This window comes from Rhizobium sp. 01T444, assembly GCF_056398305.1.
Genome location: NZ_JBFTPD010000031.1, coordinates 34,954 through 61,016 on the forward strand (window position 1 = coordinate 34,954; position 26,063 = coordinate 61,016).

At 61.3% G+C, this 26,063-nt stretch carries 26 protein-coding genes; 15 read left to right on the top strand and 11 right to left on the bottom strand.

The genetic code is table 11. The features are described 5' to 3' along the window. Positions 1-24 precede the first annotated feature (24 nt). Positions 25-1,023 carry an NAD(P)H-quinone oxidoreductase gene (locus tag AC1DTN_RS30120; protein WP_477923878.1) on the top strand — a complete coding sequence of 333 codons (999 nt, stop codon included), beginning with the start codon at positions 25-27 and terminating at the stop codon, positions 1,021-1,023. 48 nt (positions 1,024-1,071) lie between these two features. Here AC1DTN_RS30120 and AC1DTN_RS30125 read toward each other — a convergent pair whose 3' ends face one another. Continuing rightward, entirely contained in the window at positions 1,072-2,514 is a 1,443-nt protein-coding gene (locus AC1DTN_RS30125; RefSeq protein WP_477923880.1) for an MFS transporter, read from the bottom strand. Positions 2,515-2,615: 101 nt separating this feature from the next. Between AC1DTN_RS30125 and AC1DTN_RS30130 the strand changes: the two genes are divergently transcribed. After that, positions 2,616-3,239: a helix-turn-helix transcriptional regulator gene (locus AC1DTN_RS30130; RefSeq protein ID WP_477923926.1), complete on the top strand. Its 624-nt coding sequence runs from the start codon at positions 2,616-2,618 to the stop codon at positions 3,237-3,239. Here the strand turns inward: AC1DTN_RS30130 and AC1DTN_RS30135 are convergent. After that, on the bottom strand, positions 3,226-4,449 hold the full coding sequence (locus tag AC1DTN_RS30135) for an MFS transporter (protein WP_477923882.1): 1,224 nt from the start codon (positions 4,447-4,449) through the stop codon (positions 3,226-3,228). The genes AC1DTN_RS30130 and AC1DTN_RS30135 overlap by 14 nt on opposite strands. A gap of 197 nt (positions 4,450-4,646) precedes the next feature. Here AC1DTN_RS30135 and AC1DTN_RS30140 point away from each other — a divergent pair, with 197 nt between their 5' ends. Next, complete coding sequence (locus AC1DTN_RS30140; RefSeq protein WP_477923884.1) at positions 4,647-5,651, top strand: asparaginase; 1,005 nt, start codon at positions 4,647-4,649, stop codon at positions 5,649-5,651. Between the two features lie 90 nt (positions 5,652-5,741). Then, positions 5,742-6,539, top strand: a complete 798-nt coding sequence (locus tag AC1DTN_RS30145; RefSeq protein ID WP_477923886.1) for a hypothetical protein — start codon at positions 5,742-5,744, stop codon at positions 6,537-6,539. On the opposite strand, the gene AC1DTN_RS30150 is transcribed toward AC1DTN_RS30145, so the two are convergent. After that, complete coding sequence (locus AC1DTN_RS30150; protein ID WP_477923888.1) at positions 6,514-7,269, bottom strand: DeoR/GlpR family DNA-binding transcription regulator; 756 nt, start codon at positions 7,267-7,269, stop codon at positions 6,514-6,516. The genes AC1DTN_RS30145 and AC1DTN_RS30150 overlap by 26 nt on opposite strands. 123 nt (positions 7,270-7,392) lie before the next feature. Here AC1DTN_RS30150 and AC1DTN_RS30155 point away from each other — a divergent pair, with 123 nt between their 5' ends. Further along, complete coding sequence (locus tag AC1DTN_RS30155; RefSeq protein WP_477923890.1) at positions 7,393-7,749, top strand: DUF4406 domain-containing protein; 357 nt, start codon at positions 7,393-7,395, stop codon at positions 7,747-7,749. 103 nt (positions 7,750-7,852) lie between these two features. Further along, positions 7,853-8,473, top strand: coding sequence for a glutathione S-transferase family protein (locus AC1DTN_RS30160; RefSeq protein ID WP_477923892.1), 621 nt, complete (start codon positions 7,853-7,855; stop codon positions 8,471-8,473). On the opposite strand, the gene AC1DTN_RS30165 is transcribed toward AC1DTN_RS30160, so the two are convergent. Then, positions 8,470-8,823 (bottom strand): MmcQ/YjbR family DNA-binding protein, encoded by a 354-nt coding sequence (locus AC1DTN_RS30165; protein WP_477923894.1) that lies wholly within the window; start codon positions 8,821-8,823, stop codon positions 8,470-8,472. The genes AC1DTN_RS30160 and AC1DTN_RS30165 overlap by 4 nt on opposite strands. A gap of 42 nt (positions 8,824-8,865) precedes the next feature. Further along, complete coding sequence (locus tag AC1DTN_RS30170) at positions 8,866-9,060, bottom strand: hypothetical protein (RefSeq protein WP_477923896.1); 195 nt, start codon at positions 9,058-9,060, stop codon at positions 8,866-8,868. Between the two features lie 171 nt (positions 9,061-9,231). On the opposite strand from AC1DTN_RS30170, the gene AC1DTN_RS30175 reads away from it, so the two are divergent. Continuing rightward, entirely contained in the window at positions 9,232-10,128 is an 897-nt protein-coding gene (locus AC1DTN_RS30175) for a LysR substrate-binding domain-containing protein (protein WP_113323155.1), read from the top strand. 3 nt (positions 10,129-10,131) lie between these two features. Here AC1DTN_RS30175 and AC1DTN_RS30180 read toward each other — a convergent pair whose 3' ends face one another. Both AC1DTN_RS30180 and AC1DTN_RS30185 read right to left on the bottom strand, forming a co-directional pair. Then, a complete protein-coding gene (locus AC1DTN_RS30180) occupies positions 10,132-10,797 on the bottom strand; it encodes a glutathione S-transferase family protein (RefSeq protein WP_477923898.1) in 666 nt (221 codons plus the stop codon). A 96-nt stretch (positions 10,798-10,893) separates the two neighbouring features. Beyond that, positions 10,894-12,276, bottom strand: coding sequence for a TIGR03808 family TAT-translocated repetitive protein (locus tag AC1DTN_RS30185; RefSeq protein ID WP_477923927.1), 1,383 nt, complete (start codon positions 12,274-12,276; stop codon positions 10,894-10,896). Positions 12,277-12,501: 225 nt separating this feature from the next. On the opposite strand from AC1DTN_RS30185, the gene AC1DTN_RS30190 reads away from it, so the two are divergent. Continuing rightward, positions 12,502-14,799 (top strand): putative bifunctional diguanylate cyclase/phosphodiesterase, encoded by a 2,298-nt coding sequence (locus AC1DTN_RS30190; protein ID WP_477923899.1) that lies wholly within the window; start codon positions 12,502-12,504, stop codon positions 14,797-14,799. On the opposite strand, the gene AC1DTN_RS30195 is transcribed toward AC1DTN_RS30190, so the two are convergent. After that, positions 14,800-15,771 (bottom strand): glycerophosphodiester phosphodiesterase family protein, encoded by a 972-nt coding sequence (locus AC1DTN_RS30195; RefSeq protein WP_477923900.1) that lies wholly within the window; start codon positions 15,769-15,771, stop codon positions 14,800-14,802. A gap of 110 nt (positions 15,772-15,881) precedes the next feature. On the opposite strand from AC1DTN_RS30195, the gene AC1DTN_RS30200 reads away from it, so the two are divergent. Further along, entirely contained in the window at positions 15,882-16,478 is a 597-nt protein-coding gene (locus AC1DTN_RS30200) for a dienelactone hydrolase family protein (protein ID WP_477923902.1), read from the top strand. Positions 16,479-16,483: 5 nt separating this feature from the next. On the opposite strand, the gene AC1DTN_RS30205 is transcribed toward AC1DTN_RS30200, so the two are convergent. Then, positions 16,484-17,080, bottom strand: coding sequence for a DUF922 domain-containing Zn-dependent protease (locus AC1DTN_RS30205; protein ID WP_477923904.1), 597 nt, complete (start codon positions 17,078-17,080; stop codon positions 16,484-16,486). A 157-nt stretch (positions 17,081-17,237) separates the two neighbouring features. Between AC1DTN_RS30205 and AC1DTN_RS30210 the strand changes: the two genes are divergently transcribed. From AC1DTN_RS30210 to AC1DTN_RS30230, 5 genes are all read left to right on the top strand, one after another. Further along, a complete protein-coding gene (locus AC1DTN_RS30210) occupies positions 17,238-18,248 on the top strand; it encodes a ligase-associated DNA damage response exonuclease (RefSeq protein WP_113323161.1) in 1,011 nt (336 codons plus the stop codon). A gap of 3 nt (positions 18,249-18,251) precedes the next feature. After that, the gene (locus tag AC1DTN_RS30215) at positions 18,252-19,877 is read left to right on the top strand and encodes a cisplatin damage response ATP-dependent DNA ligase (RefSeq protein WP_477923906.1); all 1,626 of its coding nucleotides are present in this window, start codon (positions 18,252-18,254) and stop codon (positions 19,875-19,877) included. A gap of 115 nt (positions 19,878-19,992) precedes the next feature. Next, the gene (locus tag AC1DTN_RS30220; RefSeq protein WP_113323163.1) at positions 19,993-20,916 is read left to right on the top strand and encodes an alpha/beta fold hydrolase; all 924 of its coding nucleotides are present in this window, start codon (positions 19,993-19,995) and stop codon (positions 20,914-20,916) included. Positions 20,917-21,063: 147 nt separating this feature from the next. Next, positions 21,064-21,876, top strand: a complete 813-nt coding sequence (locus tag AC1DTN_RS30225) for a L,D-transpeptidase (RefSeq protein ID WP_113323164.1) — start codon at positions 21,064-21,066, stop codon at positions 21,874-21,876. A gap of 176 nt (positions 21,877-22,052) precedes the next feature. Next, entirely contained in the window at positions 22,053-22,778 is a 726-nt protein-coding gene (locus AC1DTN_RS30230) for a L,D-transpeptidase (protein ID WP_477923908.1), read from the top strand. A 143-nt stretch (positions 22,779-22,921) separates the two neighbouring features. On the opposite strand, the gene AC1DTN_RS30235 is transcribed toward AC1DTN_RS30230, so the two are convergent. After that, positions 22,922-23,884, bottom strand: coding sequence for a LysR family transcriptional regulator (locus tag AC1DTN_RS30235; RefSeq protein WP_113181947.1), 963 nt, complete (start codon positions 23,882-23,884; stop codon positions 22,922-22,924). A gap of 123 nt (positions 23,885-24,007) precedes the next feature. Here AC1DTN_RS30235 and AC1DTN_RS30240 point away from each other — a divergent pair, with 123 nt between their 5' ends. Continuing rightward, positions 24,008-25,408: an MFS transporter gene (locus AC1DTN_RS30240; protein WP_477923910.1), complete on the top strand. Its 1,401-nt coding sequence runs from the start codon at positions 24,008-24,010 to the stop codon at positions 25,406-25,408. A gap of 62 nt (positions 25,409-25,470) precedes the next feature. Here AC1DTN_RS30240 and AC1DTN_RS30245 read toward each other — a convergent pair whose 3' ends face one another. Next, positions 25,471-25,947, bottom strand: a complete 477-nt coding sequence (locus tag AC1DTN_RS30245; RefSeq protein ID WP_310378109.1) for a MarR family winged helix-turn-helix transcriptional regulator — start codon at positions 25,945-25,947, stop codon at positions 25,471-25,473. Between the last annotated feature and the right edge of the window lie 116 nt (positions 25,948-26,063).

The following is a 26,063-nucleotide window of genomic DNA, read 5'->3' on the forward strand; positions in this document are numbered from 1 at the left end:
CTTCGGAATAGGGAGAGCCGGGCCATGTCGTTGCCGTCGCATATGCGTTTTGTCGATCTGCCGTCTTTCGGCGGGCCGGAGGCGATGGTCATTGCAAGCGGACCGGTGCCGGTGCCCGGCGAAGGCCAGATCCTCGTCCGTACCGAAGCGGTTGGCATCAACCGGCCCGATATTTCCCAGCGCCAGGGCAGCTATCCGCCGCCAAAGGATGCGAGCCCCATTCTCGGCCTGGAACTCGCGGGCGAGGTCGTCGCGATCGGCCCCGGCGTGACCGGCTATTCGCTGGGCGACAAGGTCTGTGGCCTCGCCAATGGCGGCGCCTATGCCGAATATTGCCTTTTGCCGGCCGGTCAGGCGCTGCCTTTCCCAAGGGGTTATGATGCAGTGAAGGCCGCAGCTCTTCCGGAGACCTTTTTCACCGTCTGGGCAAACCTCTTCCAGATGGCCGGCCTGACGGAAGGCGAGAAAGTGCTGATCCATGGCGGCTCCAGCGGCATCGGCACGACCGCTATCCAGCTCGCCAAGGCTTTCGGCGCCGAGGTCTATGCGACCGCCGGCTCGAAGGAAAAATGCGAGGCCTGCGAGAGGCTAGGCGCCAAGCGCGCCATCAACTATAGGCAAGAGGATTTCGCAGCCGTTATCAAGGAAGAGACCGGCCACGGCGTCGATATCGTCCTCGACATGATCGGCGCGGCCTATTTCGAGAAGAACATCGCCTCGCTGGCGAAAGATGGCTGCCTCTCCATCATCGCCTTTCTGCAGGGCGCGGTTGCCGAAAAGGTCAATCTGTCACCGATCATGGTCAAGCGCCTGACGGTGACCGGCTCCACCATGCGCCCACGCACGGCGGAGGAGAAACGGGCGATCCGTGACGATCTCTTGTCCGAGGTCTGGCCGCTTCTGGAAGCCGGAACGGTCGCGCCCGTCATCTATGAGACCTTTGCCTTTGAAGACGTGGTAGCTGCCCATCGGCTGATGGAAAGCAGCAACCACATCGGCAAGATCATGCTGAAACTCGGCTAAGCGCGTACGTCCGTTCGGACGCACAAAACACGCTCTAACTCTTTGAATTTACGTATCAGGCTTTCCGAAAATCGATTCCGATTTTCGGGCCGATGCTGTAAGCGACAGCGCCGCGCCGACGGCGATCAGTCCCGGCAAGGCCATGATCACATAGAGCCAGCTCGCCGCCGAAAGCGCGCCCGCAATGCCGCCCGGGTCGACCAGTCCCGCGCCGTTGGCGATGACGCCGGCAAAGGCCGCTCCGAAGGCGCTACCGAGCGAGCTCATCGTCGGAATGGCTGCCGAAGCCTTGTCCTGCTCGCTGTTGGCCACCAGCTTCAGCACCTTGGCGACGAGATGCGCCCAGCCGAGGCCGACACCAAAACCCATCATGAACATGGCGACTGCTGCCGGTCCAAGGATGATAAGCTGCGCTTCAGGGTTCTCGCGGGCAAGGAAGACGGCAAGCACGGCTGTCGCTGCGGCTTCGGTTGCACAGCCCGCAACGATCGCGGCGTTGGCTTTCCTGCCGGAGAAGGAGCCGCTGAAGAAGGCGGCCACCGTCCAGCCGAGGGCGACGAGAGCCACCAGATAGCCTGAAATCAGCGGCGTTATCCCGTGCAGAACCTGCAGGAAATAGGGAATGAAGATATCACTGACGAGAACGAAGTTGAGGCCGATCATTGTCAGATAGACCCGTGATATCGGCTGGCTCAGCGTCACCGCGCCTAACGGCAGCAGCCGGTTGTTGCCCTTGCGTTCCAAAACGAGCATGACGCCGACGGCGACGACCGAAACGGCGATCAGCCCGATCTTGGCTGTCGTCATCTCGGTTGTCCCTGCGGTGCTGACCAGCAGCAGGCAGATCTGCGCGACAGGCATCTTTGCCTGTTCGCGGTCGTCCTCGGCCTGCGGCAAAAGCCGCGGCGCCAGCACTGCCATCAACACGCTGAGCGGGACGAGCACGGCAAAGGCGTAGCGCCAGGCGCCGTCATGCGCGAAGAAGCCGCCAAGCGTCGGGCCAATGACGGTCGACACCCCCCAGATTGCCGCATAGAGCGTCGACGCCTTGGGCCAGAGCGGTTCGGGATAGACGAAGCGAATGAAGGCGTAACAGAGGGCGGCGAGCGCACCGGTGCCGAAACCCTGCACCGTTCGACCGATCAGCACGACAGGCATCGAGGGTGCTGCGGCGCAAAGCAGGCTGCCGACGCCGAAGATCACTGCCGCGATCACGTAGACTCTGCGCAGCCCGATATTCCTCGGCCGCATCGCCATGAAGATCGAACCCAGTATGGTCGCGGCGATATAAAGCGTTGTCACCAGTGAGAAAAGTTCCAGCCCGCCGATATCGCGCACGATGCTCGGCGCGATCGTCGCCGTGATGTAGCTTTCGACGGCAGAGATCGTCATGCCGCCGCCAAGCATCAATGTCGCCGGCAGCAGCGCAGGGGAAAACAACTGGAAGACAGAAGTTGAAGAGCCTGATGGCTCCAAGGCGGTCTCGGACATGATGAATCCTTGCGTTTTTCCTGACCCGGTATTATTTTCCAAGTTATGAATTGGAAAATTGCATGAGTATCGGATTAAAACAAGAGGTAGCTTGGAAAAATATGCGCCAGTCTCCCGTCAACCGCATCCTGATCCTGTTGAAGACCGAAGGGCCGCAGCTTGCCGCTGCGGTCGGCGATGCGCTCAGCATATCAGGTGAGGCCGCCCGTCAGCAGCTTGCCAAAATGGCGGAAGAGGGACTTGTGGAACCAGTGACGGTCGCCTCCAGGGGCAGGGGACGTCCGAGGCAGCTCTGGCACCTGACGGCTGAGGGTAACAGCCATTTCCCGGATGGCCATGCAGAACTGACGGCGACCCTGCTGACGACTGTTGTCGCGCAACTCGGCCCCGCCGCGCTGGATACCGTCATCGCAGCCCGCGAAAACGAAACGCTGCAGCGCTATCGCGCCGAACTCTCAGACAGGTCGGTTCTGGCCGCCCGCGTCGAGGGGCTGGCCGCCATCCGCAGCCGTGAGGGCTACATGGCCGATAGCTGGCAGGAGGACGATGGATCATTGATGCTGGTCGAAAACCATTGTCCGATTTGCGCTGCGGCGACGGTCTGCGCCGGCTTCTGCCGTTCCGAGCTCGAGACTTTCCGCAGCGTGCTCTCGGCCAATGTCGAGCGTAGCGAGCATATCCTGCTCGGTGCGCGCCGCTGCGCCTATCGCATTACTCCAAGGTAATTTGGGCCGGCTGGCGCATGCGGCTGCCGCTTTCCAGATAAAGCAGGATCAGAATGGCGACGATGCCGACAGCGGCGCCGACGAAAGCCGTGCCAGAATAGTCCGTCACCGCCGTTCCAAGCGCAAAAACACCTGCGGCCACGCCGATGCCGATGAAAGTGTTGAGCGAGATCAGCGAGCTGCCAAGACCCGGACGATCGGCGATAAGGTCTTGCAGATAGGTGATCGGCAGGCTGAGGATGGCAGCCGCCCCGCAGGCGTTGAGACCGAGCAGCGCATAGAGCTGCCAGGGCGCGGTGGCAAAGCCGAGCAGCACCAGATAGAGGCAGTAGAGCACCGTGCCTGATGCCAATACATGCACGGTATGGAAGCGCCGCTGTACCAGGCCCCACATCATCATGAAGGGCATTTCGAGGAAGGCCGTCAGGCCTGAGAGAAAGCCGACGTCAACGACGCTGCCGCCGATCGAGTGCACGACGATGAGTGGCGAAACCATGCCGTTCAGCCGCTGCAGGCCGAGCAGCAGGGACATGACGAAGACGCGGATGAAAACATCGGGCGCAAAGACTCGCTTCAGTGAGGCGAAGAAGCCCGGCTGGTTGGGAATCTCGCGCACCGGGCCGTTGCCGGGCGCGAAGAAGAAATAGAGGCAGAAGCAGATGAGGCTTGCCACCGCCGCCACCCCATAAGCCGGCGTCATCGATGGCGAAGTGACCAGAGCAAGCCCGACCAGCCCCGGCGCCACCGCCCAGGAACCGGAATAGAGCGCGCGCACCGTCGAGGTGATGGCGACCGCTTCACTACGGGCCAGCTGGTTGGTGCGGGCCCGCACGCTGGCAAAGAGCAACGAATAGGTGGAATTGCTCATCGGCACGAGGAACAGCACCGAGAAGATGAAGATCGTGGGACTGTGGATGAGCGCGATCGATCCGAAGCCGATGATGCCTGCAATGGAAAGCGCGAGCACCAGTGGCCGTCTTTCCGTCAGCCTGTCCGACCATATGCCGAGCGTTAAACTGATCGCGACATTGACGACGGCAGCAAAGAAGACCAGCGCCGAATAGGCGCCGTCACTCATTCCAAGTTCGCTGATGCCGATAATCGACTGGTAGGGAACCGTGGAGGCGTAGGTGAAGGCGAGCGCCACCAGCGTGACGGTTGGAATGCGGATGCGGCTGTCGCGGATGATGGAAGAAAATGAGGATGGCATGAGTATGAGTCCTGACACACAACCTTTAGCCCGATCGCGCCTGCACGGAAAACGATAGTTTGCCGCACCAACAGTCACTTCGTGTGATGGCTGTTTAGATGCTGTGATAGGCAGACACGTAGCGCAAATTCCATTGGCTTTCAGAGAGCGAGAGGCTATGCCTGCAGTCTCCTTGCCCACAATCCGGATTATTGCCCATGTCCAATCCCGTCCTCGTCGAAGTCACCAGGGGCTCCCTTGTCGAAAGCCGCCACAGCGGTTCGGTTGCGGTCGTGGATGGTGATGGCCGTGTCGCCTTTTCGCTCGGCGATATCGCGGCAAATGTCTTCCCGCGCTCGGCCTGCAAGGCCATGCAGGCGCTGCCGCTGATCGAAAGCGGCGCAGCGGATGCCTACGGCTTCGGCAACAAGGAGTTGGCGCTCGCCTGTTCCTCGCACAGCGGCGAGGATGAGCATGTGGCGCTTGCCGCCTCCATGCTCTCGCGTGCCGGCCGTGACGTGGAGGCGCTGGAATGTGGCGCGCACTGGTCCTCGGACCAGACGACGTTGATCCACCAAGCGCGCACGCTGCAGAAGCCCACCGCGCTTCATAACAATTGTTCCGGCAAACATTCCGGGTTCGTTTGCGTCTGCTGCCATCAGGGCATCGATAGCAAGGGTTATGTCGGCTACGACCATCCGCTGCAGCAGCAGATCCGTGACGCCATGGAAAACCTCACGGGCGCCGCACTCGGTCATGATGTCTGCGGCACCGACGGCTGCTCCATTCCGACTTACGCCGTGCCGCTCAAGGCGCTCGCTCATGGCTTTGCGAAGATGGCGACCGGCAACGGCCTGGAGCCTCTGCGCGCCAAGGCATCCCGCCGCCTGATCGAAGCCTGCATGGCCGAGCCCTTCTATGTGGCTGGCACCGGCCGCGCCTGCACCACGCTGATGCAGATCGCCCCCGGCCGGATCTTTTGCAAGACGGGCGCGGAAGGCGTCTTCTGCGCTGCCATCCCGGAACAGGGCATTGCGATCGCATTGAAGTGTGATGACGGCACCACCCGCGCTGCCGAAGCCATGGTTGCGGCGACACTTGCCCGCTACTTCGAGAAGGGCGGCAAGGAACATGCCGCGCTGACCGCTCTGGCAAATAAATCGATGCGCAACTGGAACGGCATCCATGTCGGCGATATCACCGTGACAGATGCCTTTGCCTGATCGCTGCCCCGATCGCTGCATTGTTAGATATATAAGTTATAAAAAATAAGAATTGCCTAATATAAAGGGAGGCGCGTCCGGCGGTCGGATATGTCTCTCGCCGTGACGGAGCGCGTGAATACGGTTCCTCCGAAGCTGCGAGGGCAGGAGATGTTCGCAGGCCGCTATTTGTGGTGGATGCTGACAGGCATCACCCTCCTGATGTTCCTTACGATCTGCTTCGATTACTTCACCTGGCTTGCGGTGCAGCTCTCCAATTGTGTGGAGATGGCGGGCTCCTGCATGCCGGTGGTACAATTCATGGCAGGTACGCTGAAAACTGCAGGCGTGTGGACCGCGATCGGCATTCTGTTTGGCGCTGCGGTGCTGCGGCTGAGCTACCTCTCGCTTCTGCGGCTTTGGGGGCTGCCGGCAGCCCTGTGGTTTATAGCCTCCACGCCCTTCCTGCTGTTCATCGCAACCGGCGAACGCCTGCAATGGGCCGCGATATCTGAAGCGCTTCCGCTTGCTTTCCTGTTTCTCGCCTCCCTGCTTGCTTATCTTGCCGTTCCCTTCGAGGACGATGACACCAGGCCCTTCGGCGCCTCCGCTATCCTTCGCGGAATTGTCTATGCTGCTGCCCTCTATGGCGCTCTCGCCGCTGTCTCTGAAATGAACTGGCTCTCATCGATGGTGGCTAAGCTTCTAGGCATGCCGGCGCTCGCGGCCATCATTGCGAATGTCCAGCCACGCCTGCAGGAGGCGCTGACGCTTGGGCTAGGCAATATCCTGCCCGGCATTTTCGTGCTTGTGGTTTTCATCGCCGCGCTGCTCCTCAGTCTGCTGCCGCCGGGAGTTGTTCCTCCGCTCCGCCGCAAGCGGGTCAAGCTGCGGCAATTGCGACATTGAGATCCGCATAGGGCTGAAGCCGTTCCGCCGGCATTTCTGCGGGCACGATCAGCCCCGCCACTTCGCCTGCGGCAAGCACCGTGCAGGGCGAAACGAGATCGAATTTCTCCGCCGTCAGCAGCACGTGCGTTTCCGCTGAACACCGGGCGATATGCCGTTTGATCGCCGCCTCCTCGAAATCACCGGTCGAAAATCCGTGCACGGGATGAGCGGCTGTCACCCCGAGGAAGAAGATATCCGGCCGCAGAGCGGAGATCGCCGCCATCGCGACCGCGCCTGTCGCCACCATGGAGTGCTTGTAGAGCCTGCCGCCGCAGAGGATTACCTCTGCCGTCGGGTGATGCTCCAACTCGGCGGCGATCGTCGGGCTGTGGGTGGCGATTGTGAAGGCGATGTCGCGCGGCAGGTGACTGGCAATTTCCGCCGTGGTCGTGCCGCCGTCGAGAAATACCATCTGGCCGGCCTTCACCATCTGCGCCGCCTTCGCGCCGAGCCGCGCCTTGATGTCGGAAGCGACGTCGCGGCGGGCTGTGAAGTCGGGCAGCTCAGGGGCAATGGGCAAGGCCCCGCCATGCACGCGCTTCAGCAGCCCTTCCGCAGCCATCTCCCGCAGATCGCGGCGGATCGTATCCTCTGAGAGCTCGAAATCCTCCGCCACGCGCTTGGCGATGACCTGCCCGTCGCGGCGCAGTATGTCGAGGATAAGGGCCTTGCGTTGGCTGGTCAGCATGAATGCTCCTGCACGATAATTTACGAAACATCGTGAATATGCACGAATTGACTCGACATTCAAGAAATATCGTGCATTTTCGCGAAATCCCGTGCATGAGGCCGGGAGTTGATGGAGTAGATCATGTTGATTTTGATTGCCGGGCCCTACAGGTCCGGAACGGGCGATGACCCGACAAAGATGGCTGCCAATCTCAAGCGCCTCGAGGCGCCATCGCACGCGCTCTTCAACGCTGGCCATGTGCCTGTCATCGGCGAGTGGGTGGCATTGCCGGTCTGGCATGCAGCCGGCGGCAAGTCGGTAGGTGACAATCTCTACGAGGAGATCTTTCATCCCGTCGCCGGCCGCCTGCTGCAGCTTTGCGAAGGCGTGCTGCGCCTGCCGGGCGACTCCAAGGGTGCCGATAATGACGTGCGCATCGCCACCGAGCGTGGCATTCCCGTCTGGTACCGGCTGGAGGACGTTCCGGGTTGCGCTTGAGGCGCTGCCCGTTCTTTCCGGCGCGGAGAAGGGAACACGCCGCAGTGTCTTTCGCTGGCCCTGAAACTCGCGCTATAAGGCTCCCCGAAAGGGGAGTCTCACCATGCTCACACTCTATTTCACACCGGGAACCTGCGCGCTTGCAAGCCTGATTACCCTGGAGGAATCCGGCCTTTCCTTTGATACGAGGAAGATCAATACGCGGGAGAACGAGCAGCGCTCGGAAGCCTATCTGAAGATCAATCCGAAGGGCCGCGTTCCCGCGCTCGCCACCGATCGCGGCGTGCTGACAGAGTCGACGGCGATCCTCGCCTATATCGCCCAGATGGCGCCCGCCGCCAAGCTCGCCCCGCTGGACGACCCGTTCGAGTTTGCCCGGCTGCAGGCTTTCAACGGATATATCTCTTCCACCGTGCATGTGAACCACGCCCACCGCCCGCGCGGCTCCCGCTGGGCCGATGATGAAGCCGCGCTGGAATCCATGAAGGCCAAGGTGCCGCAGACCATGGGTGAGAGCTTCGAGCTGATCGAGGCAACCATGTTCAAGGGGCCATGGGTGATGGGTGACAGCTATACGGTCGCTGATCCCTATCTCTTCGTCATGACCGGCTGGCTGCCATCCGATGGCGTCGATCCCGCGCGCTTCCCCAATATCAGCGAGCATCACGCCCGCATGCTGGAGCGTCCTGCCGTTCAGCGTGCGCTGGCGCGCGAAAAAGACTAAGCGCGATAGGCTGAAATCAGCTTCTTCGACGCCCGGTAGGTCCAGGCGTCGATCAGCCGCTGCTTGAGTTCATCGTCGCCGATAGCTGCGATACGGACCGGCAGATGCGGCCAGCCGACATAATGGTTCGTCTGAAAGTAGATGTCGGGCGCCATCGTCAACAGGTGCTCCTTGTGGTCGATCGGGATCGAGATGACCACCGTTTCGTCGTTCTTGACCGCGACGAAACTTTTGCCCCCGACCTTCAGCGCCAGGTTGCCATAGGATGTACTTTCCTCAATGCCGAGGAGGCCAGCCTCCTTTGCCAGCCGCTTCAACCGCGCCAGAATGCTGTTCACGCTCTCTGTCATCTTATCCGCCCTGAATGTTCCCGGCGGAAACCTATCATATATTCAAGTGCATTTCTCTAGTTGCCGTTGCAGAGGGCGTTTCGGCGCGGGTATCGGCAGAGGCAGGTCCGCAAGCTCCCGCTGCGACATGGAGGCGATGTCGGGATGATCGAGAAGATCTTCATCTCCATCATATTCGCTTTGCGAAACCTTGGCCGCAGGGTCCGATTGGCTTAAGAAAAACTTCAGCAATGACATCTTGCTCTCGCTTTCTGAGGCTCGGCTCTGCTTTCGGCACAAGGGATTTCGATTGCGCCGGCGCTTTGCATCTTGCTGCGCTGTGAAGATTATTGTCTTATGATGCCAATATCGGCGGCGAGCGCTTGCTTTTCAATTGAGATTACCGGTTTCCTACTGTAGGAAAACTATATGAGAAATCTCAACTCCGTGCATCTCAACGGCCTTCGCGCGCTGGAAGCCGTCGGCCGGCTTGGCTCGCTTCAGGCGGCGGCGGATGAGCTTGGCGTTTCCGTCGGCGCCGTCAGTCAGCAGGTTATCAAGGCCGAAGCCCAGCTTGGTCGGCTGCTCTTCGAGCGCACGCCGAAGGGCATGCTCGTAACGGAAGCAGGCGCTCCCGTTCTTGCCGCCCTGAACGAAGGTTTCCTCCGTCTTGCGGAAGCCGTCTCGATGGCGCAGCGCAAGGACGAATGTATCCTGACCATTTCGGTGGCCCCGGTTCTCGCCGCCCGCTGGCTGGTCTGCCGGCTGGACCGTTTCATGGAGCGCCACCCGGAAATCAACTTGCGGCTCGACGCGACCACCAAGCTCGTCAATCTGGCCGCCTCCGATATCGATGTCGCCATCCGCGTCGGCAAAGGCCATTGGCCGGGCGTGAAGGTCGAGCATCTCCTGGATCAGCTGGTGTTTCCCGTCTGCTCTCCCGAGATGGCCGCGAAACTGAAGAAGCCGGCCGATATCCTGAAACTCCCGGCTGTCATCGATGCCCATGCCATGTTCACATGGGATGTCTGGATGCAGGCAGCGGGGCTTTCAGGCGCTCCGCCTGCCATACGCCACAGCTTCAACGATGCCTCGCTTTGCCTCGATGCGGCGATTGCCGGTCAGGGCGTGATGCTTGCCTGGCAGACGCTTGCGGGCTTTTCGTTGCAGGAAGGCCGGCTGGTCGCACCCTTCGGCATCCGCGCCAATACAGGCGACGGCTATTATTTCGTGAGTGCCGAAGGCGGCCGCGAGCCGAAGAAGGTACGCGACTTCAAGGCCTGGATCCGCGAGGAAATGGCTGAAACGGCCGCGATATTCGGCTGATCCTCAAATCTCGATCGGCTCCAGCGAGCGCTTGCGCTGCATCTCCAGATATGCCGGCCGCGCCTGGCAACGCTTGATCCAGGCATCAATATTCGGATGTGCCTCGAAGAGCGAGGCTTCGCTCTGGGCGTAACGCAGCACTTCCGCGATGTTGAGGTCGACGACCGTGAAGCGCCCGCCGACGATCCAGTCCTTGCCGTCAAGATGCTTTTCGAGAACCGAAAGCGGACGCTTCATGGTACGGCAGGCGACATCGATCACCGCGCGCCCCGCCTCGGTGTTTTCCTTACCGTCATCGTAGGTCGAAACGATCTTGCCGGTGTTGCCATCGAGCTCGGAAACCGCCCAGATCGTCCACATCGTCATAAAACCGTCTTCTTCGACGGTTTTGCCGCCAAGGTCGCCGCCATACTTGCGCGCAAGGTAGAGGTTGATCGCCAGAGACTCGTTCAGCACGAGATCGCCATCCTTTATGGCCGGGATCAGCGCCATCGGATTGAGTGCAAGGAATTCCGGCGAGAGCGTGTTAACAGGCGCATCCGGCGAGAGCGGGTTGTCAAGCCGCTTGGCCTGCAGCACCGGCACCGACTGGAATTCGATCCCCAGCTCCTCGGCCATCCAGTAAACGCGTGCGGCACGCGAGCGATAAACCCCGTAGATTGTCAGCATGGCATGTCCCCTTCCGTTTCGCGCCGACCCTAAAGCGAGCTCAGGCGTGAAGAAAGCACCTGTGGATGATATGTCGATGAAAGCTTTTGATAGCGCTCAGGAAATCCGGTTCCGGCCGACGGTCAGTTGTCCGTAGCGGGAGCTATCGTCGGCAAGTTCATCCGAGACCTGTTTCTCCCACTCGAAGCCCAGCACTGCGCCCTTGCCGATCTCCTGGAAGATGTTGTCGGTGATGACGGCCGACCCCGCACCCTCGGCCACCGAGACCGCGCAGCCGACCGGCGACTTGCGCACGACATTGCCGTTGACGACGACATTGCGCAGATAAGGACCCCAGCCGATCTGCAGCCCCCAGCGCGGCGCATCCTCGATGACATTGCCTGACACCAGCGTATCGGCCTCCGCCGCAATGCCGATACCGAAGCCGACCTCGTGTTTGTAAGGCCCTTTGAGCGTCAGGTTGCGGATGACATTGCCCGTCACACTTGCCAGTCGGCCGCCCTGGTCGAAATTGGCAATCGATATGCCGTTTGCCGCCCCGTCGATCACGTTACCTGACACGACCGCGCCGACGAATTCAAACTCCACATAGATTGCTGTCTCGCCGGAGCGGCGGCACTGGTTGTTGCTGATCAGGATGTTGGAACCGGAATTGGCGCGAACTGCGGTAAAGGCGCAGTCAGCGATCTGGTTATCGGTCACCGTCACGCCATCGGCGCGGAAGATATTGATGCCGTTGCCGTTTTCACCGGTGCCGCCGTCATTGGCACGGATATTGAAAACACGGTTCCCTGAAACGACCGTGCCATCCTCGGCCTTCTTCCAGCGATGCACCAGAATACCGCCATTGCCGCAGTCCGAAACCGTATTGCCTGATATCGAAAGCCCCGCAGATTCCACCGCATAAATACCGGACTGCCCTGCGCCGGAGATCTTACTGCGCTCGATCCGCCCGCCGCAGCGCTCGAGCTGCAGCGCGTGCTTGCGGCTGCCGACGATCTCACAATTGTCAATCAGCACTTCACCGACACCGGTGAACTGGACGAGGGCACCCGCATAGTCCGCAAGCCAACGGTTCGATCCGTCGATCACGAGGTTGGAAAGCTCGATACGGCCGACATTGTCAGCTGCAAAGAGGTGGCCTTCACCGGTATAGACGATCCGCGTCGCACCGGGCACGCCTGATATGCACGTATTGTCCGGCAACGTCAGGTTGGAGATGCGATAGGTGCCAGGCGGCAGGAAGACCGGCACGTTCTCACGCGCCGCTTTCTCGATCATCTGCTGCAGGTTGCGGTTTTTCTTGTCGCCGCTTTCGGGAATGGCGCGGTACTGCACCGCATCGATCGAGCCGCGCATGTCGGGCTGCTCCGCACTGAGCGGAGCTGCAAACGCGCGCGGCGCCGTCATGGCCGCTGCGGAGGCCGCCAGCACGCCAAGTATATCCCGCCGGGAGACTTTGCTGAAATCCTTCTTCATAGCGGTGCCCACGCAGGATTCATGCCAGCAGAAATGCCTCTTTTCGACACATATCCGCAGAAAAAGAAGAACCATCGGTCGAGTAGCAAACGTAACCTCTCGAATATTGTCGTCTCGTTCACCTTTCCATTTAAACACCCCGAAGGAAATGCTCGCTATTTTAGAAAGCGGTTTCAATTATGACTATTGTGGACAGGCCTGCGGTTACCGGGAGAGAACAGCGTCATGAATGGAATGGGGGTCCGACGTTGGGAATCTGGTGATAACTTCAGTGCCGAGACACAACGCATCGTAGCTGCCACGGAGGCAATGATGGCGGCGACTGCCCATCATCTTTCCGAAGGCATTGAGAACCTCCGCCTCAAGGCGATCGTCCACGAGCTTCCCGATTTTCTTTACGTCAAGGACCGCGACGGCCGCTTCGTCTTCGCCAATGCTGTCATGGCACGCAGCCACGGGCTGGAGAACGCTGCCGAGATCGCCGGCAAGCGTGACTTCGACCTGTTCGATTTTGAGACGGCCCGCCGGTATTTCGATGTCGAGCAGGAGATTATGTCGGGTGGAGAGCCCCGCATCGACATGGAAGAACTCGTGCCGCAGCCGGATGGCGGCATCATGTGCCGCCTGACCTCTAAGATACCGCTGCGCAACGATCGCGGCGAGGTCGTCGGCCTCATCGGTGTGTCCCGCGATATTACCGAGCGCAAGCGGCAGGAGGAGCTCTATCGCGGCCAGGCGAACCTGCTGGAAATGATCGCCCGCAATGAACCTCTGCCGATGATCCTGGAGGCGCTGGTGCTGATGATCGAGCGCCAGATGACCGGCATTTCCGGCTCCGTGCTGCTGCTCGACAGCGAGGGCACGCGGCTTTACCACGGCGCGGCTCCCAATTTGCCCGGCGCCTACAGCCGCATGATCGACGGTGTTGCCATCGGCCCGAAGGTGGGCTCCTGCGGCACGGCAGCCTGGCGTAGCGAAACCATCATCGTCGAGGACGTCATGGCCGATCCGCTCTGGGAGGATTTCCGGGCGATGGTCAGCCAGTTCGGCTTCCGCTCCTGCTGGTCTACGCCGATCTGCACCTCGCAGAAGAATGTGCTCGGCACCTTCGCGCTTTATTCTAAGGAGACGCGACGCCCGACTGAACACGAGATGAAGCTGGTGGCGCTCGCCACCCATATCGCCGGCATCGCCATCGAGCGTAAACGCGTCGATGACCGCATCCATTTCATGGCCCATCACGACGATCTTACGGGCCTGCCGAACCGCGCCTTCCTGAAGGAGCGCATGGCGAAGATTCTCGATCAGGCCCGGCGCAACAACCGCAAGGTCACGGTCGCCTATATCGATCTCGATAATTTCAAGGAGATCAACGATACGAGCGGCCACGCCGCCGGTGACGAGGTGCTCAAGGAGACCGCTGCCCGCATGGCGAACTGCGTGCGCGCCTCTGATATGGTCGTGCGGCTCGGCGGCGACGAATTCCTGGTCGTGCTCGTCCACCAGTCCGGCCACGATGCCGGCATCATGCGGCGCCTGCGCGACCTGCAGAAGGCGATTTCCAAGCCAGTGCGCTCCGGGGTCACTGAGATCGCCGTCACCTCGAGCATCGGCATTGCAGCCTTCCCGTGGGATGGTGCGACGCCTGAAGAGTTGCTCGCCAATGCCGACCGAGCCATGTACGGTGCCAAGCAGCTCGGCCGGAACACGCTGCAATATCACGACGGCGTCGTCAGCAGTTCCGTCGACCTGCCGCTCAGCGAACAGGAGGAACTGCGCCAGGCGATCATCGCCAATCAGCTTTTCCTGCTCTACCAGCCGCAGGTGGATGTCGCTACCGGTCGCATCACCGGCCTGGAGGCCCTGGTGCGCTGGAACCACCCGACGAAGGGCGTGATACCGCCTGTCAATTTCATTCCGCTTGCGGAAGAAACCGGTCTCATCGTGCCACTCGGCCTCTGGGTGCTGAATGAGGCCTGTCGCCAGGCCCGTGCCTGGCAGGACATGGGGCTGACGCCACTGACCATTGCCGTCAATGTCTCGCCCAAGCAGTTTGCCGATCCGGATTTCGCCTCCCACGTCGCCGAAGCGATCGATAGCCATAGGCTCGATGCGCGCTGGCTGGAGCTGGAGGTGACCGAAAGCGTCATCATGCATGATGCCGCCCGTGCGCTCGCCATCATGCTGTCGCTGCGTGCGCTCGGCGTCCGCCTGTCCATCGATGATTTCGGCTCCGGCTATTCCTCGCTTGCAGCGCTGAAAACCTTTCCCTTCGACCGGTTGAAGATGGACCGCTCATTGGTCGAGGCATTGCCTGCGGATAAGACCGCCGTCGCCATTGCGTCCGCCGTCATTTCGCTCGCCCAGACTTTGAAGCTCTCGGTGCTTGCCGAAGGGGTGGAAACCGATGCGCAGCTGGAATTCCTGCGCCATGCCAGATGCGAGGAGGCGCAGGGCTATCGCTTCTCGAGGCCTGTCGCGCCGGAAGAGATCGTCGTCATGCTGCTGGCGCGAGGCGCCTGATCACTTCACCAGATCGGCGATCGTCTCGATCTCGTTCGTCCATATGCCGCCTGAATAATTGGCGGGCAGTTGTGCGAAGCGTTCGGCATTGTCGATACCGGTCGAGAAGCCGCCGCCGTGATAGGGGCCGATGACGAAGACCTGCGTATTTGCGTCCTGCATGCGCTTGAGGAACCTGTCCGGCCAGCCCCACAGCCACGGCGCATAATTGATCGGAACCAGCATCATCACATTCTTGCAATCATCAGGCAGAAGGCCCGTCCAACCGTAGCCGATATAGCCGGTGAGGCAGCCCATCAGGCTGGCGCGTGAAGCCGTGCGGATATCCGGCGCCAGCTGCCGGATCCGGTCGACCGGCTCGTCGCCGCCATAGACGATGATCTTCGCGCGCCTCTCAACCGGCAGGCCATTCAGCACGACCGCGAGCTTCTCGCCCTCGGAGGGGTCACGGCTTTTGACATTGATGAGCAGATGTTTGTCCGGGAAGGTGGAGAGAACTTCGTCAAGGGTCGGCATCAGGCCGATGCCTTTGCCGCGGAAAGGGAAACTCTTGCCACCGTCGGCGGTATAGCCATAACCGATGTCGAGTGTCTTCATCTCGGCCATCGAGTGTTGGCGCGTGACGCCATGTCCATCCGTGCGGCAATCGAGCGTCCAGTCGTGGAAGACGGCGAACTGCCCGTCGGTTGTCGGATGCACGTCGACCTCCACCACGTCGGCACCGGCATCGAATCCCGCCCGCATGGAGCGAATCGTGTTCTCCAGAAAATCATGCTTCGGCGGCAGCATGCGCGTGGCCGTGCAGGTATCGTTCTTCAGATCCGTCTCGTCGAAACGCTGGGCGATGCCGCGATGCGCCAGAAGCAGAGGTTTGCCCTTCCGATGTTCGGCTAAAAAGCTGGTATTGTTGAGATAAATTGCGGCGGCAAAGGCGAGAACCGCCACGCCTGCATATGTGAGCTTCCGTCCCATCATCCCCTCCGGTCGTGCCTCGGCAAATGGCTAGAAAGCGATTCCGGTGGTTCTTTGGCTCATTTGGGGCTTTTGTGGGTTAAGGCTCGCCTTCACGTTGCAGAAACCCTATGTTGACCCCGCAAAACACGGAGGCAGCGATGGCGGCGATTGCACTTTTTCATTCGGTCTATGGATTTCGGTCTCTTGAACGGAGTGCCGCGGAGCGTCTGCGCGCAGCGGGCCATCAGGTCGTAACGCCCGATCTCTACGGAGGCAGGGTAGGGCAGACGCTTGAGGAAGGGTTCGCCATCCGCAATGGGATTGGCTGGGCCGAACTTTGCAGGCGCGCCGAAAAGGCGGTCGCCGACTTACCGGCATCGGCCGTTCTCGGCGGCTTCTCCATGGGCGCAGGCATTGCCGCAAGCCTCTGGCCGGGCCGACCGCAAGCAGCCGGCATTCTCTTGCTGCACGGTATCGCAGAAATTCCGGCCAATGCGCGCGAAGGCATTCCCCTTCAGGTCCATCTGGCAGAGCCCGACGAGTTCGCGCCGGCGGACGAGATGTCGGCGTGGCGTGCGCATGCTGCGAGAGCCAATATCAGCCCGGAGGTCTTCCTCTATCCCGGCGTCGGTCATCTCTATACCGATCAGTCGCTGCCTGACTACGATGCAAAGGCGGCGGAGGCCACCTGGAGCCGCGTCGACGCTTTCCTCGCCGCGCTCTGAACCTGTCAGGGACCGTTCACCAGCTTCAGGATGAGCTGCTGGATGTTGCCGCCCTCGCTCATTTCCACGCGGTCGAAATCCCGGCCGCGCTGGCGCTGCTTGTTGGAGAGCTCCCCGAGCCGTACCGTCAGTTCAGGCCTGATCTTTTTGCAGCCGGGGTCATCGGGCACTGAGAAGCCATTGCTCAGCGTCTCGATCTCCTTGACCATCTCGATGATCGTCTCGCCATGCCAGCGCTCATGGGTGCGCACGCCGGCGATGAAGCTGTCCCAGCTTGCCTTGGTCGCCGCCGGAAGGTCGATTGGCGCTTTCGGCAGCGTGTAGATGATGGTGAGCTTCGGTTTTGCGAAAGTCAGCGTGCAGGCACTGCCCTGCTGTTCATATTTGCGCGTCCAGGTCAGCTTGAAAGTCGTATGTGCGATAACCCGACCCGGCCCAGCCTGCGGCCCGCGTTCGCCGATGGATCGGTAAAGTTCCATACCGGTGCGGCCGGTAATTGCGTAAGCCTTCACTTCCTCGCTCGGCTGCCAGCCGGTCGCCGAGGCCGCGGCAGGCAGCATCAGCCCCAGCGCTGCCAATGCATATCCGAAAATAGTCCTCATACGCCTCTCATTTGCTTCCCTGCTGCAGCGCGGGCGAAGCTAACGAGGCTTGTGGGTGGATGCAATGGACGGAGGCCCGCATAGCCCGCCTTCACTACTAAATTTGGCGCTGTGTATCCCTCTGGCGCAAAACACATTTCCCACTATCTTTGCTGTCATGAGACCAGACGCGCTGCTCTATCCCGCCCCCGAAGGGCTCTATTGCCCGGAAGGCGGCTTCTATGTCGATCCGGTGCGGCCGGTGGAGCGGGCACTCATCACCCACGGCCATTCAGATCATGCGCGTCCAGGCCATGTGAATGTGCTCGCCACCCGCCAGACGCTCGACATCATGCGCATCCGCTACGGCGACGGCTTCTCAGCCAGCGAACAGCCGGTCGCTTTCGGGGAGGAACTCGTCGTCAACGGGGTGAAGGTGAGCTTCCATCCCGCCGGCCATGTGCTCGGTTCGGCTCAGATCGCCATCGAGAAGAATGGCACGCGCATCGTCGTATCGGGCGATTATAAGCGCCGCCCCGACCCGACCTGCGAAGCCTATGTGCCGGTGACCTGCGATGTCTTCATCACCGAGGCGACCTTCGGCCTGCCGGTCTTCCACCATCCCGATCCGATCGACGAGACCGGCAAGCTTCTCGCCTCGCTGCGCCAGTTCCCCGAGCGCACGCACCTGGTCGGCGCCTATGCGCTCGGCAAGGCGCAGCGCGTCATCCGCCTGCTGCGCGATACCGGCTACGGCGAGCCGATCTATATCCACGGTGCCATGGAACGGCTCTGCGATTATTATATCAGCCAGGGCATCGATCTTGGCGAACTGTTACCGGCCACCATCGAAAGCCGCGACAAGTCCATCTTCAAGGGCGCCGTCGTCATCGGCCCGTCCTCCGCTTTTGCCGACCGCTGGGCCCGCCGCTTCAACGATCCGCTGCCGTCCTTCGCCTCCGGCTGGATGATGGTGCGCCAGCGCGCCAAGCAGCTTGGCGTCGAACTGCCGCTCGTCATTTCCGATCATTGCGACTGGCCGGAACTGACCGAGACGATCACCGAGCTCGCCCCGCAGGAGGTCTGGGTTACCCACGGCCGCGAGGAGGCGCTGGTGCGCTGGTGCGAGCTGCAGGGCATCAAGGCCAAGCCGCTCCATCTGGTGGGCTATGAGGATGAGGGGGATTGAAGCATGAAAGCCTTCGCCGACCTCCTGGACCGCCTGGTTCTCACCCCCAGCCGCAACGGCAAACTGAAGCTCCTGACCGACTATTTCCGCGACACACCGGATCCCGACCGCGGCTACGGCCTTGCCGCCATTGCCGGCACGCTGGAGGTGCGCAACGTCAAGCCCGCCATGCTGCGCGAGCTGGTGCTGGAGCGCATGGACGAGGTGCTGTTCCGCTATTCCTACGACTATGTCGGCGACCTCGCCGAAACCATCTCGCTGGTCTGGGACAATGAGCGCGATATCAACCGCTCCGCACTCGCCCAGCCGCGTCTCGGCGAAGTCGTCGTCAGGATGAATTCGCTCGGCCGCACCGAGGTGCGCAGCTTCGTGCGCGACCTGCTCGACCGCTTGGATTCTTCCGGCCGTTTCGCCTTCATAAAGCTCGCGACCGGGGCGCTGCGTATCGGCGTGTCTGCGCGCCTTGCCAAGCAGGCGCTCGCCGATCTCGGCGGCAAGGACGTCACCGAGATCGAGACCCTGTGGCACGGCCTGCATCCGCCTTATGAATCGCTCTTCAAATGGCTGGAGGGCGGCGAGGAAAAGCCGGTGCTTGCAACGCCTGCCATCTTCCATTCCGTCATGCTTGCCAATCCGGTGGAGGAGGGTGATCTTGATAGTCTCGACCCCGCCGATTATGCCGCCGAATGGAAATGGGACGGCATCCGCGTGCAACTGTCCCGCTCCGGCGAGACGCGCAGGATCTATTCCCGGTCCGGCGATGATATCTCCGGCGCCTTTCCTGATATTCTTGAAGCGATCAGCTTTTCCGGCGTCATCGATGGCGAGCTTCTGGTCGGCGGCACGGCGCGTTCGAATAATCCGACCCGCACCTTCTCCGACCTGCAGCAGCGCCTGAACCGCAAGACGGTGACGGCAAGGATGCTGGAGGAATATCCGGCTTTCATCCGCGCTTACGACATGCTTTTCGACGGCGAGCAGGACGTGCGCGGCAAGAACTATGTCGAGCGTCGCGATCGGCTCTCGGAAATCATTGACCGCGCTCCGCATGACCGTTTCGACCTCTCGCCTCTGGTGCCTTTCTCCACCTGGGAGCAGTTGGACGATCTGCGCGCCGCCCCGCCCGATCCCGTTATCGAAGGCGTGATGATCAAGCGCCGCGACAGCATCTATCAGGCCGGCCGCATGAAGGGGCCCTGGTTCAAGTGGAAGCGCAATCCCTACAATGTCGATGCGGTGCTGATGTACGCCCAGCGCGGCCACGGCAAGCGCTCCAGCTATTATTCGGATTTCACCTTCGGAGTCTGGGCGGATGACGAGGATGGCGAACAGCTCGTCCCCGTCGGCAAGGCCTATTTCGGCTTCACCGATGCTGAGCTCGAAGTGCTGGACAAGTTCGTGCGTAACAACACGACCGAGCGCTTCGGGCCGGTCAGGGCAGTGCGGGCGGACAAGGAGTTCGGCTTCGTGGTGGAGGTCGCCTTCGAGGGAATCAATCGCTCCACTCGCCACAAGTCGGGCGTCGCCATGCGCTTCCCTCGCATTGCGAGATTGCGCCCCGACAAGCCCTCCTACGAGGCCGATCGCCTGCGCACGCTCATTGCTATGATCGACGCCAAGGCGGGTTGACGATATCTGCCTGCGCAAAAATGACGCAGGCCCCCCGTTTTCAACAGCATGTGTATTGGCGGCAACGCTCTTCCGGTGCAGATTTTTTGAGCCGGGGAAATGATGGGTGCCGCGTATGAGCTCGCAAGAACGAAATGCCTTTTTCCGTCAACGCCGCGGCCTGCTTGCAGGCATAGCCGGCTCTCTTTTGCTGCCTCGCCTTGCGAATGCCTTCGATGTTCCCGATGTTCCGAGGCTCGCCAAGCATGACTATGCCAGTGTCCGCCATCACTTCCGCACCAAGCTGCTGCAGAAGGGGCCGGCGCCGGACAATTACGAGCCGCTGACGGCGCCCGCCGATGCCGACCGGATCTTTTACCGCTCCGGCTATGGCGGCGAGCTGGAGCTGACGGCCTGGGTGTCCAAATACAAGCGCGAGAGCAAGCCAAAGCCGGGCATCCTCTTCCTTCATGGCGGCAATGCCATGGGCATGGGCCACTGGCAGCTCATGAAGCCCTACATCGATGCCGGTTATGTGGTGATGATGCCGTCCATGCGCGGCGAAAACGGCCAGATGGGCAATTTCTCAGGCTTCTATGACGAGGTGGACGACGTGCTCGCCGCGACCGAGCGCCTGCGCCATCTGCCGGGCGTCGATCCCGAGCGCCTCTTCATCGCCGGCCATAGCGTCGGCGGCACGCTGACCATGCTGACGGCGATGAGTACGCATCATTTTCGGGCGGCCGTGCCGATTTCAGGTAACGCGGATGCCTTCCGTTTCTTCAACCGTTATCCTGAAGACATCCGTTTCGACGATTCCAACACGCATGAATTCGAGGTACGCACGGCACTTTGCTACGCGCACAGCTTCAAATGCCCGGTGCGCGTGCTGCACGGCACGGAAGAGTCTCACTTCAACGATCGCGCCGATCTGCTTGTCTCGCGCGCCCGTGCGGCAGGCACGCATATTGAAGCCGATACGGTCGCCGGCAACCATACCTCGGCGCTGCCGGCCGAGATCGAACAGAGCATCCAATTCTTCCACGGTGTGGCGGCCTGATAACCGCCCGATGCGGGTCCGGCAAGGACCTGCATCATCAGTCTTTTTCAGCTGATTTTAGCTTCGGCCACCAGCCTCGCGTCAGCCGCGAATGCCATCTTGCGAGCAGATAATGCTATCTCTGTTATCGCTGATGAGGGTGGTTTCATGAATTTTCTGCGCCGGGCTTTCCCCTTTGCCGGGCTCGCGGCTGCCGCAATGACGCTCAGCGGCTGCAACATTCTCGTTCCCGATGTCGCAGCCGATTCCCCTGCGCGCTTCGTGCAGGAAATCTCGCCGGTCTTCTACGAGCCCCCAGGCGTCGATCCGCGCCGCGTCAAGCCGATCCCCGATCAGCCGGTGCCGCAGACGCGCGAACTCTACAAGACGCAGTTCCACCAGACTTACGGTCTGCCAGTCAGCAACCCGCTGAACCTCGACATGGGCATGTATGGCCAGTTGAAGGACGGCGATTTCACGCTGCCTGCCATCCCCGCCACTCGCATCCATCCGGAATATCTGCGCCAGGAGGTCGATTACCAGACCAACGAGCGCCCCGGCACGATCGTCGTCGATACCAAGGACCGTTTCCTCTATTTCGTCGAAGGCAATGGCAGGGCCATGCGCTACGGTGTTGGCCTCGGCCGCGAGGGCTTCGCCTGGAAGGGCCGTGGCGTCATTCAGTGGAAGCAGAAGTGGCCGCGCTGGACGCCGCCGGTCGAAATGGTCTCCCGCCAGCCGGAAGTTCGTCCCTTCTCTGCGGAAAATGGCGGCATGAATCCGGGTCTCGCAAATCCCCTCGGCGCCCGCGCCATGTATATTTTCAAGAACGGCCAGGACACGCTTTATCGCATTCACGGCACGCCCGACTGGCAGTCGATCGGCAAGGCGGTTTCCTCCGGCTGCGTGCGCATGCTCAATCAGGATGTGGTCGATCTCTACGACCGCGTACCGGCCAAGTCCGAGATCGTTGTGATGTAGGGCTGCAACAGGGCAGGCGAGATCGTCTGCCTGGAGCTGGACACGTCTGCGTGATGCTATGGTTTATTTAGTATAAGCCGATAGATTTTTTCCTTGTCGATTTCGGCATTGGACGAATCAGGGGCGAGCTGCGTTTATGGCAAGCCCCGTATCACGAAGGAAATCAGTCCCGCGTCATGAGCCTCGATAAACCCCTCTCCCGTCGTAGCTTTCTTTCCTTTTCGGCTTTGACAGCGGCTTCCGCGCTGGCAGGCTGCGCCTCCACTTCGAATACGGTCGATAATGGCGGCATGTCGATCAGCTACCGTTCGCCCTTCCGCGCGTTCCAGACGACGAGCGTGCCCGGCGAAGCAGAACTTGCCGTCATGTACGGCCCAATCGAAGACGGCGGTTTCCTCATCCCCGCCGTTCCCTATCAGCAGATCGATCCGCGCTACTATCGCCAGCAGGTCGTGGATCCGACGGGCCAGCCGCCCGGCACCATCGTCGTCGATACGCCCTCGCGCTTCCTCTATCTCGTCCAGCCCGGCGGCATGGCTATGCGCTACGGTGTCGGCATCGGCCGCGAAGGCTTCGCCTGGTCGGGTAATGGCGTGATCCAGTGGAAGCAGAAATGGCCGCGTTGGAAGCCGCCGAATGAGATGGTTGCCCGCCAGCCGGAGCTTGCGAAATACTCGATCGACCGCGGCGGCATGGAGCCCGGCCTCCTGAACCCGCTCGGTGCGCGTGCGCTCTACATCTTCTCGAATAACGAAGATACGCTCTACCGCCTGCACGGCAACCCGGAATGGCGCTCCATCGGCAAGGCGGTCTCGTCGGGCTGCGTGCGCCTGCTCAACCAGGACATCATTGACCTCTACGATCGCGTTCCCAACAAAACCCCGATCGTTGTTTGGCAGTGAGGAACGGTCGGGCGAAGCCCGAGCAATCGATCCAGTGAATCGATTGCAGTGACGAACGCCCAAAGCGCAAGCGCAGGGCCGGAGGGTGCCTCGCCCAAAACAAAAAACCGCCCAACACGGGCGGTTTTCTTTTGACTTGATAGTTACGCCGCCTCAGCGCAAATCCCAGCTCTGCACCCCGAAGCAAGCAGTGCCTTATCCGCCACCTCGACAAACAATCGCCGAAACCACGACGCCCGCTCGTCCGCCCTGTCCACCCGCCGATACAGCATCGACACCGGATCGGCCGGCAGCTCGATCGGCGGCATCGACACCTCGAGATTATGAAGCTGCGCCATGCAGCGCCCCAGCGATTCCGGCACGACGGCGATCGACGGCATGGCTCTCAGCGCCGGCGGCACGGCCGAATAGCGGGGAACGGTCGCCACCACGTTGCGGCTCAGGCCCACCTTGTCGAGCGCGGCATCGACCGCCGTCGTCGCGCTGCCGAAAAAGGAGATGGCGATATGCGGCGCGGCGATGAAATCCTCGACGCTGATCGGCGGCTTCAGCTTCAACTGCTGCGGATCGTAGATGGCGATCGAGCACTGCTCGAACAACGGCATGCGGATATGCCAGGAGGCCGGTTCGCCATGAACGGAGATGCTGAATTCATACGCGCCGTCATCGAGCATCTGCGCCGCATCGCGCTTGTCGGCAGCAACCCCGACGAGCCGTGCGCCCGGCGCAAGCTGGCGCAGCCGCGCGACCAGAGGGCCGAAGAAGGCGGTTTCCAGGTTGTCGCACATGCCGACGCGAAATTCGCCCTGCCAGGTTGATGGATCGAAGCCTGTGGGCGGGCGGATGGCCCGTTCGATGCCGGAGAGCGCATCCTCGATTGCTGGAGCGATGGCGAGCGCCCGCGCCGTCGGCTGCAGGCCGCGGCCGACGCGCACGAACAGCTCATCATCAAGCGCCTCGCGCAGCCGCTTGAGAGCGGCCGAAAGTCCGGGCTGGCCGAGCAGCAGCCTTTCGGCAGCGCGGCTGACGTTGCGCTCCTGCATCAACACCGAGAAGGCGAGCAGGAGGTTCAGGTCGATTTTGCGAAGGATAGCGTCATTCATCATTATCAGTAATACCTGACATGGGTACTATCAATTTGCAATAGGGTTGGAAGCTGTACATTTTCTCGTTCCCTGCCGCCGGCCAGCCTCCCGGCAAGAGCGGCAGCAAAGAAGGAACTGAGATCGATGACCAATTCCCCATCTCCACGCGGAGCCGGCCTGGCGTTGCTGCTGCTCTGCGCTGCGAATTTCCTTGACGCCATGGATGTGTCCACCATCGGGGTCGCCCTGCCTGCCATCCAGACCGAACTTGGTATGCCGGCAACCTCGCTTCAATGGGCCGTCAGCGCCTATGTGCTGGGTTATGGCGGATTCCTGCTGCTCGGTGGCCGTGTCGCCGACCTCTTCGGCCACCGCCGCGTTTTCCTCTGGTCGCTCGGCATCTTCGCGGCCGCCAGCATTGCCGGCGGCTTCGTGGATAGCGGGCCGACGCTGATCGCTGCCCGCCTTGTGAAGGGCATCGCCGCAGCCTTTACCGCCCCGGCAGCACTTGCCCTGCTGCTCTCCGTCTTCGGCGAGGGCGAGAAGCGGGCCAAGGCGCTCGGCGTCTTCGCCTCCACGGGCGCCACCGGCTTCGTGCTCGGCATGGTGCTCGGCGGTGCCGCCACCCTCGTGAGCTGGCGGGCAACGCTCGTCATGGGCGCTCCGGTCGCAATCCTCACGCTGGCGATCGCTCCCTTTGTCCTGCCTCCGGATGCGCGGCGCGGCGAGGGACGCAAGCATTTCGACTGGGCGGGCGCCTTGACGATCACCCCCGGCCTGCTGCTCTTCGTCTTCGGCATCACCAATGCTGCCGCAGCCGGCTGGAATGACTTCTTCACCTGGGGTTCGCTCGTTGCCTCCGTGGTGCTGATCGCACTCTTCCTGATCGTCGAATCGCGCCATGCCGATCCCATGGTGCCGCTGCATATCTTCCGCAGGGCAAAACTCAGCCATGCCAATGCCATCGCCGCTTTGTTCCAGGGCGCCTATGTCGGCTTCCAGTTCATCGCGACGCTTTACTATCAGGATGTCATCGGCTGGTCGGCCTTTGCCACCGGCTTCTGCTTCGCCTTCGGCGGCGTCTGCGTCATGTTCCTGGCGCCGCGTTTTGCCACTGTGGCGCAGAACCGCGGCACGACTGGCCTGATGGCTGTCGGCGTCGCCCTGCAAGCGACAAGCTACATCCTCTGGGTAGCGCTGGTCGGCCATATCGATCCGATTATCCTGGTTGCCTTGAACCAGATCCCGCTCGGCGTCGGTTATGCCATGACCTATCCGGCGATCCAGGTTGCCGCATTGTCTGATGTCGAAGAGGACAAGTCCGGCCTTGCCTCCGGCCTGCTCTTTGCCTCCTTCCAGATCGGCGGCGGCATTGTGCTTGCGGCGGCCTCCGCGATCTTCGCCGCAGCCCCGCACTTCGGCTGGGATCCCTATGTCGGCGGTATCGTCTTCGTGGCGCTGCTGGCGATCCTGATCACCCTGCTTGCCGCTGTCGGCCCGAAGACCTCCACGCTTCGCCCTCAAGCCTATCAGGCAGCAGAATAATGCAAATTGCCCGCGCCGGGGTGGCGCGGGCATCGTCTTTCAGCTGATGATCAAGTCCCGGCTTATATGCTTGCGTTGAGATTTCCCCTGAGCCGGGTCAGCATGTCGCGCATGACCGCCATTTCCTCCAGCGTGCAGCCGATCGCCTCGCCGATCGAAGACATGATCGTATTGACCTCGCCCCTCATCGCCTGACCCTTCGGCGTCAGCGACACGATAACCTGCCGCTCGTCGCGGGAATCGCGGGTGCGCTTGATGAGGCCGTTCTGTTCCAGCCGTTTGAGGAGAGGGGAGAGCGTGCCGGAATCGAGATCGAGCTGCTCGCCGATCGTCTTGACTGGCAGTTCGGCCTTTTCCCATAGCACTAGCATGACGAGATATTGCGGATAGGTGAGGCCCACCTTGTCGAGGATGGGCTTATAGGCGCGGGTAAAGGCATGCGCTGTCGCGTAGACTGCGAAACAGAGCTGCTTCTCCAGCCGCTTTTCCTCTTCCGGTATTTCCATCACTTTCGCAGGTCTCGCTTTCATCTCTGCCATCCCTAGAGGTCTTCATTGTCCTCTTTTCAAATTCCGAATGCAATTTGCAAAATTCACTTGCGTACAATTTAATTGGGCGTTATTAAAAACTCAACCCGAACGAACGGGGCCAACCA